General features: G+C 67.5%; 15 protein-coding genes. 13 read left to right on the top strand and 2 right to left on the bottom strand.

Annotated features, from left to right (window positions below):
• Positions 1–12 precede the first annotated feature (12 nt).
• Positions 13–1,335, top strand: coding sequence for an AAA family ATPase (locus tag ACUYV6_RS01085; protein WP_449276799.1), 1,323 nt, complete (start codon positions 13–15; stop codon positions 1,333–1,335).
• A 21-nt stretch (positions 1,336–1,356) separates the two neighbouring features.
• Entirely contained in the window at positions 1,357–2,988 is a 1,632-nt protein-coding gene (locus ACUYV6_RS01090; protein WP_449276800.1) for a tetratricopeptide repeat protein, read from the top strand.
• A gap of 11 nt (positions 2,989–2,999) precedes the next feature.
• Here the strand turns inward: ACUYV6_RS01090 and ACUYV6_RS01095 are convergent, their stop codons facing one another.
• Positions 3,000–3,482 carry a low molecular weight protein-tyrosine-phosphatase gene (locus tag ACUYV6_RS01095; RefSeq protein WP_449276801.1) on the bottom strand — a complete coding sequence of 161 codons (483 nt, stop codon included), beginning with the start codon at positions 3,480–3,482 and terminating at the stop codon, positions 3,000–3,002.
• Positions 3,483–3,526: 44 nt separating this feature from the next.
• Positions 3,527–3,943 (bottom strand): phage holin family protein, encoded by a 417-nt coding sequence (locus ACUYV6_RS01100; protein ID WP_449276802.1) that lies wholly within the window; start codon positions 3,941–3,943, stop codon positions 3,527–3,529.
• A 137-nt stretch (positions 3,944–4,080) separates the two neighbouring features.
• Between ACUYV6_RS01100 and ACUYV6_RS01105 the strand changes: the two genes are divergently transcribed.
• The 11 genes from ACUYV6_RS01105 to ACUYV6_RS01155 all read left to right on the top strand — a co-directional run bounded on the left by ACUYV6_RS01105 (position 4,081) and on the right by ACUYV6_RS01155 (position 15,653).
• Positions 4,081–5,178, top strand: a complete 1,098-nt coding sequence (locus ACUYV6_RS01105; protein ID WP_449276803.1) for a histidinol-phosphate transaminase — start codon at positions 4,081–4,083, stop codon at positions 5,176–5,178.
• A gap of 16 nt (positions 5,179–5,194) precedes the next feature.
• Positions 5,195–5,959, top strand: coding sequence for a hypothetical protein (locus ACUYV6_RS01110; RefSeq protein ID WP_449276804.1), 765 nt, complete (start codon positions 5,195–5,197; stop codon positions 5,957–5,959).
• Between the two features lie 179 nt (positions 5,960–6,138).
• Positions 6,139–7,341 (top strand): thiamine pyrophosphate-dependent enzyme, encoded by a 1,203-nt coding sequence (locus tag ACUYV6_RS01115; RefSeq protein WP_449276805.1) that lies wholly within the window; start codon positions 6,139–6,141, stop codon positions 7,339–7,341.
• Entirely contained in the window at positions 7,338–8,357 is a 1,020-nt protein-coding gene (locus ACUYV6_RS01120; protein ID WP_449276806.1) for an alpha-ketoacid dehydrogenase subunit beta, read from the top strand. Before ACUYV6_RS01115 ends, ACUYV6_RS01120 begins: the two co-directional genes overlap by 4 nt.
• A 63-nt stretch (positions 8,358–8,420) precedes the next feature.
• Positions 8,421–9,782, top strand: coding sequence for a dihydrolipoamide acetyltransferase family protein (locus tag ACUYV6_RS01125; RefSeq protein WP_449276807.1), 1,362 nt, complete (start codon positions 8,421–8,423; stop codon positions 9,780–9,782).
• 162 nt (positions 9,783–9,944) lie between these two features.
• The gene (locus ACUYV6_RS01130; protein ID WP_449276808.1) at positions 9,945–11,339 is read left to right on the top strand and encodes an LLM class flavin-dependent oxidoreductase; all 1,395 of its coding nucleotides are present in this window, start codon (positions 9,945–9,947) and stop codon (positions 11,337–11,339) included.
• Complete coding sequence (locus ACUYV6_RS01135; protein ID WP_449276809.1) at positions 11,336–12,757, top strand: NtaA/DmoA family FMN-dependent monooxygenase; 1,422 nt, start codon at positions 11,336–11,338, stop codon at positions 12,755–12,757. Before ACUYV6_RS01130 ends, ACUYV6_RS01135 begins: the two co-directional genes overlap by 4 nt.
• On the top strand, positions 12,754–13,341 hold the full coding sequence (locus ACUYV6_RS01140; protein ID WP_449276810.1) for a GNAT family N-acetyltransferase: 588 nt from the start codon (positions 12,754–12,756) through the stop codon (positions 13,339–13,341). The genes ACUYV6_RS01135 and ACUYV6_RS01140 overlap by 4 nt, the downstream gene beginning before the upstream one ends.
• Positions 13,338–14,357 (top strand): amino acid ABC transporter permease, encoded by a 1,020-nt coding sequence (locus tag ACUYV6_RS01145; protein ID WP_449276811.1) that lies wholly within the window; start codon positions 13,338–13,340, stop codon positions 14,355–14,357. Before ACUYV6_RS01140 ends, ACUYV6_RS01145 begins: the two co-directional genes overlap by 4 nt.
• The gene (locus tag ACUYV6_RS01150; protein ID WP_449276812.1) at positions 14,354–15,154 is read left to right on the top strand and encodes an amino acid ABC transporter ATP-binding protein; all 801 of its coding nucleotides are present in this window, start codon (positions 14,354–14,356) and stop codon (positions 15,152–15,154) included. Before ACUYV6_RS01145 ends, ACUYV6_RS01150 begins: the two co-directional genes overlap by 4 nt.
• 343 nt (positions 15,155–15,497) lie before the next feature.
• Entirely contained in the window at positions 15,498–15,653 is a 156-nt protein-coding gene (locus tag ACUYV6_RS01155) for a hypothetical protein (RefSeq protein WP_449276813.1), read from the top strand.
• Positions 15,654–15,673: the final 20 nt, after the last annotated feature.

Genomic DNA, 15,673 nt, shown 5'->3' on the forward strand with positions numbered 1-15,673 from the left:
TAACATGTTCGCATGAGCGATCAACTCCTGGTCAGCCTGGCGGCGGCAGTCGCCGGAGCTCCGACCGATGTCGAACTCCGCGCACTCTACGCCGCACGACTGGCCGACGCGGGCCGGCGCGATGAAGCGATCGGGCAGGCGATGGTGGTGCTCGCGCAACAACCGGATCATGCCGCGGCCCAGGGAATCGTCGAGCGTCTGTCGGCGGAGCGCGACGACGCACATCCCGCGCATTCTGCCGACGATGTGCCCGAGGAAGAGGCGGCCGCTGAGGTGCAGGCAGAGCCGCCGACAGAGACGTCGGCAGCACCATCGGCCGAGCCGGGCGTTGATTGGCGGCAACTGGAACGCGAGTTCGACAATCCGCTGCCGCCGCCCTTCATTGTCGAAGAGGCGAGCGAGCTCCCCGATGGCAGTGTCGGCCTCGCAGTGACCGAGGCCGATGACGAGTCGAGCCCGGCTGAGGTGACCCGTGAGACGTTGAAGCTCTCGGACGTGGGCGGCCTCGAACTCGTGAAGCAGCGCATCCACGAGACCTTCCTCGACCCGATTGCGCACCCCGAGATCGCGAAGGCGTTCAAGAAGAGCCTGGGCGGGGGACTCCTGCTCTACGGCCCGCCCGGCTGTGGCAAGACCTATCTTGCGCGCGCCATCGCGGGTGAACTCGGTGCGCACTTCATCTCGGTGACTCTCGCCGATCTGCTGAGCAAGTGGCTCGGTGAGAGCGAGGGGAACCTCCATAAGACCTTCACCGAGGCTCGTCAGAAGGCACCCGCGGTGCTCTTCCTCGATGAGATCGATGCGGTGGGCGGTAAGCGCAGCGGGCAGACCTCGCAGATGCTGCGCAATATCGTCAACCAGCTGCTGATGGAGCTCGACGGCGTCGGCAGCGACAACGACGGGCTCTTTGTGCTCGCCGCGACGAACATGCCCTGGGACGTTGATCCTGCCTTGCTCCGACCGGGCCGCTTCGACCGAATCGTGCTCGTCTCACCGCCTGACGAGCCAGCCCGCGAGGCGATTCTGCGCTCCTACCTCGAGACGCGGCCACTGCAGGGCATCGACCTGCGCGCACTCGTGCGCAAGACCGAGGGTTTTTCGGGTGCTGACCTCAAGCACCTGTGCGATTCCGCGGCCGAGAAGGCGATGGCCGCCTCGATCAAGACGCATATGGTGCAGCCGATCTCGATGAGCGACATGAATCGCGCACTGAAAGAGGTCAAGGCTTCGATCGGACCCTGGCTCGACAGCGCCCGTAACGTCGCGAACTACGCGAATACCGACGGCCGCTACGACGATCTGGTGGATCTGCTCAAGCGGATGAAGCGGCTGTGACCGAGCTGAAACAGGGTACGTGTGAGCAGTGAGGATCAGGGCGTACAGACCGCCGCGGCCTTCTTCGCCCGGGCCGAAGCGCTGCAGGGGTTCGGCCGCCCCGATCAGGCGATTGCCGAGCTGCGGCACGGACTTGCCGAGTTTCCGCAGGATTCCGAGCTGCTCGGCTACCTGGGATGGCTGCTGTTCTTCGCGGGACACCCGGAGGAGTCGGAGCGCTCGGCGCAGCGCGCACTCGCCGTACGGCCGGGCGACCCGCGTGCGTTGAACACGCTCTGCGCGATCACCGCGACTGACGGGCGCGCCGATGAGAGTCTTGCGCACGCCCGGGAGCTGCAGCACAGCTTGCCCGACTGGGAGGTGTCGCACCTCAACGCCGCGGCAGCGTTGCTCGCGTTCCCGAAAGCGCCCAGGAAAGAGCGGAAGGCTCGCAAGGAAGAGGTACGCCGACTGCTCGAGCGGACGCTGGAACTCGCTCCCGAGGATGTCGAGACCATGCGTCGATCCCTCGTCATGCTGCGCCGCATCGGAGATGACGAGGCCGCATCCGATCTCCTCGACCGCGCGCTCGCAATCGAACCCGCGAACGAGGAGCTTCTGCTCCATGCGGCTGCTCGGGAGCAGGAGCGCAAGACTGGAGCCCAGCCGCTGGTCTCGGCGGTGCAATCGGCGGCCCACGATGCCGCGGCGCTGCGCATCATGTCAGGGGTCGTCGCTGAGAACCCCTTGCAACGGGCCGTCGCACGTGAGATCAATGACGACGTCTGGGTCCGCACGCAGATACTCGCGACGGTTGCCCTGTGGATGAGCGCCATGCTGGCGGTGTTCGCCTATCTGGTGTTCGGTGAGCCCATGCCCGGGAGCCGCCGCACGCAGGTGCGCTTCGCCGAGGCCATGATGATCTTGCCGCTGGTGTGGTTCGTGCTGCTCTTCACCATCCGCAGGAAGGGTCTGCCCAAGCGATTCATGCGCCGCCTCTACGCCCCGGTGTGGTGGGTGTGGATCGGCTTCGTGCTTGCAGCCGTCGGCGGTCTCGGCACATTGCTGTGGGCGGCATCGCTCGCGATTCGTTCGGGCGAGGCCCAGCTGCAGATGCAGGGCAGCTACGTCGGCGGGATCACGCGCGGGATCGGCTTCACGGTGTGGATCTTGCTCATCGCCGAGCTGCTGTTCGTCTTCGCCCGCTTCCGGTCGGAGCAGCGCAGCGGCATGTTTCCCGACGATGACGAAGGAGTCTCCGCAGCCCAGGCGACTGCGAAGGATGCGCTGTGGGGATTCGTACGCGTGGGACTCGCCGGGCTGATCGCGACTCTGCCGATCATCGCGGCACCGATCGAGATGCGACCCGAAGCGGCCGGGGTACTTCCCGTGATCGCGGTGGCGCTCGCACTGCCGGCGCTCGTCGTCATGCTGCTGAAGTGGGCCAGGGTGCTGCGCCTGCGCAGCGCGCGGCCGGGGAGCGCGGTGCTCGTGACTGCGGCGATCCTACTCGCGATCACGGGCATCGTGGGCACTTGGCTGCTGGCAGACAGGCACGCAGGCGAGTTCGATCCGCCTCCCACGCCGTGGGAGCTTGAGCTGCGCGAGCGGCAACGGGAGCTGAACGACCAGTTTGGGCGGCTCGATATCGGCGATATCGAGCCTGAGCTGTAGTCGACTCGCGGTCAGCTCGCGAGTCGGCCGCGCAGTTCGTCGAGCAGGATCGCGCAGCTGCGTTCCACCTGCTCCCGTACCGCGGTGAAGGCGTCGTCACCGGAGTGGTAGGGGTCGAAGACGTCGGGGTCGGAAGGCCGCGCGGGGTCGAACTCCGTGAGCAGGGCAATCTGCTCCGCGCCGAGCGACCGAAGGGCGCGTTCGTGGCCGCGGTCCATCGCAATGAGCAGCTCATTGTTCGAGATATCGGCGGGGGAGACCTGGGCAGCCCGGTGCGACGACCCGTCGTAGCCCGCGAGTGCGAGCGCCGCGATGGTGCGCGGGTCGGCAGGTTCGCCGACGTGATAGTTGTTGGTGCCGCGCGAGGTCACCGCGAAGCGGTCGCCGAGCCCCGCCTGTGCGGCGAGGTCTCGAAAGATCACTTCACCCATAGGCGACCGGCAGATGTTGCCGCTGCACACGAAGCTGACGCGGAACGGTTCGAATGAGCTCATGCGTCCAGTCTGTCGCAGACCGGGGGAGGGCGGGGAACTTCGCCTCAGCGATCCCGCTCCTGCTTCTTCTTACTGGTGCCCAGGAGCCCGTTCAGGATGCCTGACAGCAGCGAGAGCACCAGTGCTGTGAGCACGCCCCACCAGAACGACTCGACCGAGAGCCCGAACCCGGCGAGGCCTGACAGCCAGTGCACCACGAGCAGCATCAGGCCGTTGATGAGGAGCCCGACCAGCCCGAGGGTAAGGATGTAGAGCGGAATCGAGACGAAACGCACGACCTTGCCGAGCGTGCCGTTCACGAGGCCGAAGACGAGTGCGACGAGCACGAGCGTCGCAAGTCGGCCGACGTTCGAGTCTTCGATCGGCACGACCCAGACGCCGTGCTCACCTGTGCCGCCGACGATGAGGGTCGTCAACCAGAGTGCGAAGGCGTTGACGAGTACGCGGGTGATGCTCTGCATGACCTCGAGTATCGCAGGCGCAGCTGATCAGCGCAGTGCCCGTCGGTACTGCGCCGCACTGCGCGGCACTGCATCGTGCGGCACCGCGCGGCACTGTGCGACATTGTGGGGCCGCCGAGGCACGTACACTGGCGGCGATGACCGAATCAGCAGTGCCTCCCGTCCGTCTCCGCGCCGACGTGCTCGCCGTTCCCGCGTATCGACAGGGCGCCGCGCCCACGAAGCCGGGCTTCAAACTCTCGAGCAACGAGGCGCCGTTCGAGCCATTGCCCGCCGTGCTGCGGGCGATCGGAGACCGCACCGACATCAACCGCTACGCCGCCGCGGCGATGCCCGAGCTGCGCGAGACCATCGCCGAGCGCTTCGGAGTCGGCGCCGATCACGTGCACCTGGGTGCCGGATCGGTCGCGATCCTCTACCAGCTCGTACAGGCGGCTGCGGCCAGCGGTGACGCTTACCTGTACGCCTGGCCGAGCTTCGAGGCCTACCCGGCGCTCGGGCTCGCTTCAGGAGCCTCCGGCATCCGAGTGCCCCTTACGGAGCACGCCGAGCACGACCTCGATGCGATGGCTGACACGGTGACGGCCAACACCCGCGTGGTGCTGCTCTGCTCGCCCAACAACCCCACGGGCCCCGCGATTCGGCGCGTCGACTTCGACCGCTTCATGGCGCGAGTACCCGCCGACACCCTGGTGGTGCTCGACGAGGCGTACCGCGAGTTCGTCACCGACCCGGAGGCCGTGCGCGGCGAAGACGTGCTCGCCGCGCATCCGAATCTCGTCGTACTGCGCACCTTCTCGAAGGCCTACGGCTTGGCGGGTCTCCGAATCGGGTACGGCGTCGGCCACCCGGCAATCCTCTCGGCTGCCGCCACAACGGCCGTGCCGCTCTCGATCACCGGTGTCGCAGAGGTCGCGGCGCGCGCATCGCTTGCCCCCGAAGCCCAGGCCGAGAACGAGGCTCGGGTCGCGCGACTCGTGGAGCGCCGAGATCGCCTGGCGCATGCGCTGCGCGAGCTCGGGCTCAACGTGCCCGACGCGCAGGGCAATTTCGTGTGGATCCCCGAGGGGCCACATGGCGAACGCGTCATCGAGGCGCAGGCGCTCGCCGCCGCCTTCTCAGAGGAAGGCACGCTCGTGCGCCCGTTCCCGGGGCTCGGCGTGCGCATCTCGGTGGGCGAGGAGGAGAGCGTCGACGAGGTCGTGCGCATTCTGCGGAACTTCATCGAGGGTTGACGGGCGGCCTGCGAGCATGACGGATCTCTCGAGCGGGCATGAGGCGTACGCTGCTGCAATACCGAGCGCCCAGCCGGGCTGGTACCACGTGCCGGGACGTGACGAGATCAGGTGGCGCGACGAGCAGCACTGGACGGCCTATCGAATCGCGCGCGGCAGGCCCGGCGCGAACTGGTTCGCCGTTGAGCCTCCAATGATCGGCTACGCCTTCGGGGCGATGTTCCTGGCTCTCGGATTCGCGCAGTTCGGGGTCGCGGCGCTTTCCAGGAGTTTCCCGGTCACCGCGATCCTCATGCTGCTGCTCGCAGCACTCTGGTTCGCAACCGGGATCGGCGCATCGATCGTGCGAGGTCTGCCCGCACCGCAGTCGGCACCGCTGGCTTTCGAGGCGGTCGAGCCGCTGCCAGGACGCGTGGAGGCCCCCGGAGCGGGGTGGTACCCCATCGCGGGGCGCACGCACCGATGGTGGTCGGGCACCCGCTGGGGCTCGTACATCGTGCACGCGGGCCGGGTGAGGCCCACCTTCACCGGCCCCGCGGCCTACCGTTCGTTGCTCATCACGGGCGGCGCGGTCGTGGCCCTCGGCGTCGTGGGTGTGCTCGTTGGCGTGGCACTGCTCCTGATTGTTCCGGGAGCCGTGCCGACGTGGGGAGGCGGGCTGCTCATCGCGGGCGGGGCGATGATCGGTGTCGTCGGCGCGATCCTCTTCCCGGTCACGTTCGCTCGCCGCGCGGTGCTGCTGCTGCCCGAGCGGCCGCCCCAGCAGGCGCCTCCGGTGTAGGCGTTCCGCCGCCAACGACCTCCAAGCCCGGGTGCTCGGCCTCACGGGCGAGCCGTACATCGAATGTGGCGATGCGGGCGCCGCTCTCAAGTGCGGCGCGGATCACGCAACTGAGAATTGCTCGGCATCGAGCGAAGATATCCCGGTCTTGTGGGAGGTGCTCAGTACACTGGGTCGGGATGACAGCAGAGACCAACGCCAACCCGTTGCAAGGCTCCGCCCTGCACAGCGGCGTCGATCCGGAACCCATCAGGTTCCTCGACGACGACGGCCGCTACGCGCCTTCGGAGACCGCAGCCGCCTATGCCGCTGAGCTTGAAGATGTCTTTCTCGACGACTTCAAGCAGTGGTACCGCGACATGGTCGCGACCCGCGCCTTCGACACCGAGTGCACCCACCTGCAGCGCCAGGGTCAACTCGCGCTCTGGGTGCCGAGCGTCGGGCAAGAGGGCTGCCAGGTCGGGCTCGGCCGAGCCGCCGAGCCGCAAGACCACATCTTCCCCGCGTACCGCGAGCACGCGATCGCACGCATTCGCGGCGTCGACTTCCTGGAGGTCGCCGCGCAGTTCCGCGGGCTCTCCCACGGCGGCTGGGACATCACCGACCCCGCTAAGGGCAACTTCCATCTCTACACGCTCGTGCTCGGTGCACAGACGCAGCACGCCACCGGCAACGCGCTCGGCCAGCTGCTCGATGCAAAGCGTCGAGCGGGCGATACCGCGCTCGACGCGGGGGAGGCGGCTGTCGCGACCGGCGAGGCGACGATGGTCTTCTACGGTGATGGCACCTCGAGCCAGGGAGATGCGAACGAGGCCATGATCTTCGCGGCGAGCTACCAGACCCCCGAGGTCTTCGTCGTGCAGAACAACCGCTGGGCGATCTCGGTGCCGGTCGAACGGCAAAGCCGCACGCCGCTCTACCGCCGCGCCCTCGGCTTCGGCCTGCGCGCCGTGCAGATCGACGGCAACGACCCGCTCGCCGCCTACGCCGTCGGGCGTCGCTTCCTGCGCGAAGCGCGTGAGGGTGGTGGCCCGGGCTACATCGAGGCCCTGACCTACCGCATCGGTGCCCACACGACGAGCGATGACCCCACCCGCTACCGCCTCGATGCGGAGCTCGCCCACTGGGAGGGACGCGATCCGATCGCGCGCCTCGAAGCGTATCTGCGCTCGCTCGACGTCGACGACGACTTCTTCGCTGAAGTACGTGACACGGCCGACCGTGAGGCGAAGCAGGTGCGAGACGCGATCCTGCACCTGCCCGAGCCGACTGCCGACAGCATGTTCGAGCACGTCTACTCCGAACCGCACCCGCGCATGGACGAGCAGCGGGCCTGGCTCGCACGATACGAGGCCTCCTTCGCCGAGGGAGGGGAAGCATGACCACCAAAGACGTGAACGCTGAGCCGACGCTGCTGACCGAACGCGCCACCCTGCCGATCGCGCGTGCGATCAACGAGGGCCTCCGGTCTGCGATGACCGCCGATGACCGCGTACTGCTGATGGGCGAAGACATCGGGCCCCTCGGCGGCGTCTTCCGCGTCACCGACAAGCTGCAGGCCGACTTCGGCTCAGCCCGCGTGCTCGACACGCCGCTCGCCGAGGCGGGCATCGTCGGCAGCGCCATCGGTCTTGCGATGCGCGGCTACCGTCCCGTGCTCGAGATCCAGTTCGAAGGCTTCATCTTCCCCGCCTTCAACCAGATCGTCACCCAGCTCGCGAAGATCACGAGCCGACATGACGGCACGGTGCCGATGCCGATTGTCATCCGAGTGCCCTACGGCGGGCACATCGGAGCGGTCGAGCACCACCAGGAGAGCCCCGAAGCCTACTTCGCCCACACTCCCGGGTTGCGCGTGGTGTCGCCGTCGACTGCGAACGACGCCTACTGGATGATCCAGCAGGCAATCCAGTCAGACGACCCCGTACTGTTCTTCGAGCCGAAGGCGAAGTACTGGCAGAAGGGCGAGGTCGATCCGACAGCCCCTGCGAGCGAGCTGCATCAGACCAGGATCGCCCGACGCGGCTCCGACTGCACGCTCGTCGGCCACGGCGCCATGGTGACAACGATGCTGCAGGCCGCCGAGATCGCCGAAGCCGAGGGCGTCAGCCTCGAGGTCGTCGATCTGCGCAGCCTGTCGCCCATCGACTACGAGCCGCTGCTCGAATCGGTGCGCCGAACGGGTCGCCTCGTCGTCGCCCAGGAGGCGCAGAGCAACGTGAGCCTCGGCAGCGAGATCGCGGCGCACGTCGCCGAGCACGCCTTCTACTCGTTGCAGGCCCCGGTGCTCCGCGTGTCGGGCTACGACGTGCCCTTCCCGCCGGCCAAGCTCGAGGGACTCTACCTGCCCGATGCGGATCGGGTACTCGAGGCCGTCGACCGCACCATGCACTACTGATCGAGCACATTCCTCGCCCGCCTAGACTGAACCGAACCGAGACGCAACGATGACGGAGCAACGATGAGTGACCAGGCATTCCCCCTTCCCGACGTCGGCGAGGGTCTCACGGAGGCCGAGATCGTCACCTGGCACGTCGCAGAGGGCGACACGGTCGCCCTCAACCAGGTGATCTGCGAGATCGAGACCGCGAAATCGGTCGTCGAGCTGCCCTCGCCGTTCACCGGTGTCGTCGTCGAGCTGCTCGCCGAACCCGGGCAAACGATTCCGGTGGGCGAGCCGATCCTGCTCGTGCGCTCGGACGGAGAGGTCGGTGGCGACGCACCCACGCAGCCGGCCCATGCCGACACTGAGGAGACCCGCGACACCGTGGCCGACGCTGCGGGCAGCGTCGAGCACGAGGCAGACGCGTCGGGAAGCAGTGGCGGTCGTGCAGATGATGCCGGTGGTGCGGTGCTCGTCGGTTACGGAACCGGCGGTGCTGCAAAGTCTCGCCGACGCCGCGGCGGCGAACCGCTCCTCGCGAAGCCCCAGCCGCCCATCCCGGTCGCCGAGGCCTCGCCGGTGATCGCGAAGCCCCCGATCCGGAAGCTCGCGAAGGATCTCGGCGTCGATCTCGCCGGTGTCGCGGGCAGCGGCATCGCGGGCGAGATCCTGCGAGACGACGTCGTGCGCCACGCGTCGCAAGCCAGCCTGTTTCGCAACATCGCCACCCCGGCCCCCGAACCCGACGAGGCGCGCGAAGAGCGCATCCCGCTGAAGGGCATGCGCAAGCACATCGCGAACGCGATGGTGACCAGCTCGAACGAGGCCCCGCACGTGAGCGTCTTCACCGACGTCGACGCGACACGCACCATGGAGTTCGTGAAGCGCCTCAAGAACTCGACCGATTTCGCCGGCGTCAAGGTCTCGCCCCTGTTGATCTTCGCAAAGGCGATGCTGTGGGCCATTCGCCGCAGCCCCCAGGTGAACTCCACCTTCACCGAGACCGAGATCATCCGTCGCCACTTCGTGAACCTCGGCATTGCGGCAGCCACGCCGCGCGGCCTCGTGGTGCCGAACGTGAAGGAGGCGCAGGATCTCAGCCTGCTCGATCTGGCGAAGGCCATCGAACAGCTCACCATCACCGCGCGCGATGGCCGAACGCAGCCCGCCGACATGAAAGACGGCACCATCACGATCACCAACATCGGCGTCTTCGGGATGGACTTCGGCACCCCGATCTTGAACCCGGGGGAGTGCGCGATCATGGCGATGGGAGCCATCCGTCAGAAGCCCTGGGTGGTCGACGGTGAGGTGCGCCCGCGCATGGTGACGACCGTTGGAGGATCGTTCGACCACCGCATCGTCGACGGAGACGTCGTCTCACGCTTCGTCGCCGATGTCGCCTCGGTGCTCGAGGAACCCGCGCTTCTGCTCGACTGAGTTAGGGCGAGTGGGATTGCTCGACTGAGTTTGTTCGGCTGAGTTTGTTCGGTTGAGCCTCGTCGTATGAGCTCGACGGGCATCGAGCGTTGCCCACAGTGTTGATTACCGATTGTTTCGGCGTCGGTCGATCGACGGGTCACTGTGTCATAACCTCGTCGCATGACTTCCATAACGCACGGCAATGCTGCGCCCTTCACGGTCGGCGTCGCGCTTACCGGAGCCGGGTGGCACCCGTCGGCTTGGCGCGAGGCCGACGCCGCTGCCGACCGCCTCTTCGACGGCAACTACTGGCGCGACCTGATCGCACGGCTCGACGGGGCCGGCGCCGACTACGTCACCGTTGAAGATTCGTTCGCGCTGCCCTCGGCGACTGGCCTCACGAACGGGGGTGAGATCCCGCCCCAGCCGAGTGCCGATACCGTCGATGCACGCCTCGACGCGCTGCTCCTGCTGAGCTGGATCGCGCCGAACGTCGATCGAATCGGGCTCATCCCGACGGTGACGACCACCCACACCGAACCGTTCCACGTCGGCGTCGGGCTCCAGACGCTCGACCACATCTCGCTCGGTCGTGCCGGTTGGCAGCTGAAGATCTCGACCGGTGCGGCCGAGGCCTCGGCCTTCGGTCGCAAGTCCGCTCCCGAGATCGATGTCGAAGCGATCCTCGGGGGTCGAGACGACGCCGGTCTCGACGAGCTCCTTGCCGAGGCCGCCGACGCGGCCGAGGTCGCGCGTCGCCTCTGGGACAGCTGGGAGGACGATGCGATCATCCGCGATCAGCCCTCCGGCCGCTTCCTCGACGCAGAGCGCCTGCATCACATCGCCTTCGAAGGCGATCGATTCTCGGTCATCGGCCCGTCGATCGTGCCGCGCTCGCCGCAGGGTCAGCCGCCCATCACGCTTCTGGCGCACACCGCCTCGGTGTACCGACTCGCCGCCCGTTCGGCCGACGTCGTGTTCGTCACGCCTGAGAACGATGCGCGTGCCGCCGGTGCCTCGCGCGGTAAGAGCGTCGCCGAGATCGTCGCCGAAGTGCGTGCCGCGGAGCGTGCAGCCGGTCGCGCGGCGAGCGGGCTCGAGCCGCTGCGCATCGTCGTCGACGCGGTCGTTGCCTTCGATGGAGAGACCGAAACCGACACGGAGAGCGGTGCAGATCGTCTTGCCCGCCTCGACGCGGGAGGGGGAACGGAGTTCACGAGCGACGCGACGATCGTGACCGGTACGGCGGCGCGCATTGCCGACCAGATTGAGGCATGGCGCGCGGCCGGTGCTGAGGGGGTCAGGATCCGTCCGCTCGCCCAACCCTACGATGTGCGCGCCATCGCCGAGCGCCTCCTTCCCGAACTGCGCAGCCGCGGGCTCGCAGCGCCGGATGCCGGTGACACGAGCAGCCTGCGCGAGCGCTTCGGCCTGGCCGAGACGGAGAACCGCTACACGGCTGCGCGTGCAGGTCGCGCGGTGCAGGCGTCTGAGCAGACAGAAGAGTCTGAGCGAGCTGATGGATCGGTGCAAGCGGACGCATCCGAACAGGCAGAAGCGGAGGTCGCAGCATGAGCGGTGCGAACGAGCAGAAGCGACAGGTGCACCTCGTCGCCCACTTCCCGGGTGTGAACAGTCACACCGTGTGGAGCGACCCTCAGTCGGGCAGCCAGATCGACTTCGAGTCGTTCCGGCACTTCGCGCGCACGGCGGAGCGGGGGCTGTTCGACTACGTGTTCCTCGCGGAAGGGCTGCGCGTGCGCGAGCACGGCGGGAACTTCCACGACCTCGATGTCGCGGGGCGTCCGGCAACCCTCCCCATCCTTGCGGCGATGGCTGCGGTGACCGAGCACGTCGGCCTCGTCGGCACGCTGACGAGCACGTTCAATGAACCGTACGAGATCGCACGACAGTTCGCGACCCTCGATCACCTGACCGGTGGTCGCATCGGCTGGAACGTCGTCACCACTCCCGACGCATTCCACGGTGCGAACTTCCGGCGAGGCGGCTTCCTGCCCTATCCCGAGCGCTACACCCGGGCCGAGGAGTTCGTGCGTCTCGCGAAGCAGCTGTGGGACTCTTGGCAGGACGGCGCCGTCGTGGCCGATAGGGCCTCGGGGCGCTTCATCGACGCCGGCCGTGTGTCGGGCGTCGAGCACCGCGGGCCGCAGTTCCAGGTGTCGGCGACGAGCACGGTCCCGCGGGGGCCCCAGGGCTACCCGGTGATCGTGCAGGCGGGCGACTCGCCCGCGGGCCGCGACTTCGCAGCCGCCAACGCCGAAGTGATCTTCACGCGCACCACGCCGCTCGCGGAAGCCCAGAAGTTCTATGCCGATGTGAAGGGGCGCCTGCCCGCGGTCGGACGTGAAGAGGACGGGCTCCTCATCTTGCCCGGGGTCACCTTCGTTCTCGGCGACAGCGACGCCGAGGCGCGGGAGCGCTCTCGCGAGATCGCCTTCCAGCAGATGAGCCCGCAGAACGCGGTCGGTTGGGTGGAGGCGGCCTGGGGCCGTGCCCTGCCCGGACTCGACCCCGACGGCCCCCTGCCGATAGAGGATCCGGGCGACGAGGATCAGCGGCAAGGCCACCACGCGTTCAAGGTCGACGACCGTTACGCCAATGCGCAGCGGTTACGGGCGCGCGCCGAGGCCGAAGGGCTCACCGTGCGTGAACTGGCGGTCGCCGAGACCGCAAACCACACATTCGTGGGTACGCCCGACTCCGTCGCCGCGGCGATCGACGAGTTCGTGCAGGCCCGAGGATCAGACGGATTCGTACTGGTGCCGCACCTCACCCCCGGCGGGCTCGACGAGTTCGTCGACCGCGTCGTGCCGGTTCTGCAGGAGCGTGGTGTGTTCCGCACTTCGTACGGCATGGGCAGTGATCCGCACCCCACGCTGCGCAGCACACTCGGACTCCCCACCCCTCCCGGGCCGGCGGAACCGAGCGCGGCAGAGGCCGCGGCAGCGCGCGCCGCAGGGATCGCAGCATGAGCACCACGGCGGCGACGGCGCCATCGGCCGAAGCGGCGGGGGATCGGCGTCCCGTTCCCGCGCTGGGCGAGGACTACGAGTTCGCCTACGTCGACTACACCGATCCGCTCGGAGACCTGCTGCTCAAAGATCTCGAGCGCGAGTACGATGAACGCTACGGCCTCGAGGTGCTCGGTGAACCGGCCAGCGTCGAGATCAACCGCTACCCGGCGGAGCGCTTCGCCCCGCCGCTCGGCGCATTCCTCCTGCTGCTGCACCGAGGCGAGGCGATCTCGGGTGGGGCCTTCATGCCGTACGACGAGACCACCGCCGAAGTGAAGCGCGTGTGGACGCGCCTCGACGCACGCGGCCGAGGTCTGGCACGCGTCGTGCTCACCGAGCTCGAGCACCGCGCGGCCGAACTCGGATACGGCCGCATCTACCTCACGACCGGGCCGAGACAGCCCGAAGCACGAGCACTGTACCTGCGCCACGGGTACACGGCCCGCTTCGATACCTCGCTCACGGGGGAGGAGATCCGGAAGAACAACATCTTGCTGGCCTTCGACAAGGATCTCGGCCAGGAACTGGAGGCAGCATCATGACCGTCACAGTGGAATCGCCGAGCAAGCCGGGAGACCAGGCGAAGCCTCAGCAGAGTGGTGGGGCCGGGCAGGCAGAGGAGAGCGAACAGCGTCGGCCGGTCGTGCCGGTCTCACGCGAGATCGTGCCGCTCAAGCACTGGGTCCGCTGGATCTTCAGCGCCATCGCTCTGTTCCTGCTCGCCCAGCTCGTGTGGACGTTCTTCACCAACCCGCAGTGGCGATGGGGGATCTTCGCCGAGTACTTCTTCAGCGATGCCGTGCTGCGCGGCCTCGGACTCACGTTGTGGCTCACCGTGATCTCCGCAGTCGTCGGCTTCGTGCTCGGCGCCGTTCTTGCGGTGGCCCGACTCTCGGGTTCGGCGCTGCTGAACGGTTTCGCATGGGGCTTCATCTGGTTCTTCCGGTCGGTGCCCCTGATCGTGCAGCTCGTGATCTGGTACAACCTGGGATACCTCTTCCCGACGCTCGGCGTCGGATGGCCGTTCACCTACGACTTCTGGGTAGTCGAGTTCGACACCGTGCGGTTGCTGTCGTCAACCGCCGCGGCCCTGCTGGGTCTCTCGCTGCATCAAGCGGCGTATTCCGCCGAGATCATCCGCGCAGGCCTGCTGTCAGTCGATCAGGGGCAGCTTGAGGCTGCGAAGTCTCTCGGCCTGCCGCGCGGGCGCCGCTTCTTCCGCATCACCCTGCCGCAAGCGGCCCGCGCGATCCTGCCCAACGCGTTCAACGAGGTCATCAGCCTGCTCAAGGGCACCTCGGTGGTCTTCATCGTGGCGCTGCCCGAACTCTTCTACACCGTGCAAGTGATCTACAACCGCAGCGGCCAGGTGATCCCGCTGCTGCTCGTGGCGGCCGTCTGGTACACGATCTTCACCACAGTGCTGAGCATCGCCCAGTACTATCTCGAGCGCCGATTCGCCCGAGGCACGGCGCGCGAACTGCCGCCCACGCCGATCGGGCGAGCACGCGCGAAGCTGTCGCAGTTCGCCGCCGCAGCACGAAGGAGCACCCCATGACCGCAACCGCACAGGTCCAGCACCCCCGCACGCACTCGGCCGGCCTCGTCGAAATCGACGGCGTGCACAAGTCCTACGGGCCGAATGAGGTGCTGCACGACATCTCCCTGCGCGTCGAGCCCGGGCAGGTCGTCGTGCTGCTCGGCCCCTCGGGATCCGGCAAATCAACCCTGCTGCGCACCATCAACCACCTCGAAACCATCGATGCCGGCTCCATCACGATCGACGGAAACTACATCGGTTACGAAGAGCGCTCCGGGAAGCTCCACGAGCTGCGCGAGAAGCACATCCTCGAGCGCCGCACCCGGGTGGGCATGGTGTTCCAGAACTTCAACCTGTTCCCGCACCTCACCGCCATCGAGAACGTCGTCGAGGCGCCGCTCGCGCTGAAACGTGCGACCAAGCGAGACGCCACCGAGCAGGCGCGCACACTGCTCGCCCGCGTCGGCCTCGCCGACCGTGCCGAACACTATCCGCGGCAGCTCTCCGGCGGGCAGCAGCAGCGCGTCGCCATCGCGCGTGCACTCGCCCTGGAGCCCGACGTGCTGCTCTTCGACGAGCCGACGTCGGCGCTCGACCCCGAGCTGGTCGGCGAGGTGCTCAGCGTGATCCGCGACCTCGCGCACAGTGGCCGCACGCTCATCATCGTGACCCACGAGATCGGTTTCGCCGCCGAGGTCGCAGACCATGTCGTCTTCCTCGACGAAGGTCGCGTGGTCGAAGCGGGCCGCCCCGACCAGGTGCTCCGCAGCCCCGAGCAGGCGCGCACGCAGGAGTTCCTCGACTGGGTCATCTGAGCCGGTGGGTTGGCTGACGCCTTGCTCGATGGGCAACTTGCTCGATGGTCAGGCGCCTTCGGCGCTCTGCTCGATGCTTCGGTCCGCGCGTCAATCGGCGCGTCGCCAAGGGATCCGGAAACCCGCGCGCATGCACCAGCAGCTAGATATGGGATCAGCACCTAGATATGGCCGATTCACGACTTTTCGGCATATCTACGTGCTGATCCCATATCGAAGTGCTGAGCAGGGCTCCAGGCGGGGCCGCGCATGACGCCATATTTCGACATCGTTTGCAGGGCCGTAACCCGGCGCCTAACCTGAGGCACATAACTTATAAGAATGGCTGCAATAAGCAGTCGGCATGATGAATGAGTACGGGGAGTGGAACATGAGGATATCGAGCACGGCCTTCGAGCCCCTCCTGCGAATAGCGGGCCGGCTGCGGTGGGCGGCCGAGAACTCGCTTCCTGAGCTCGCAGTAGCGGCCATCGTCGCAGAACAGCGCAGCGCATCCTGAGCGTCACGGTGGGAGCACAG

Source organism: Leucobacter sp. GX24907, assembly GCF_053567335.1.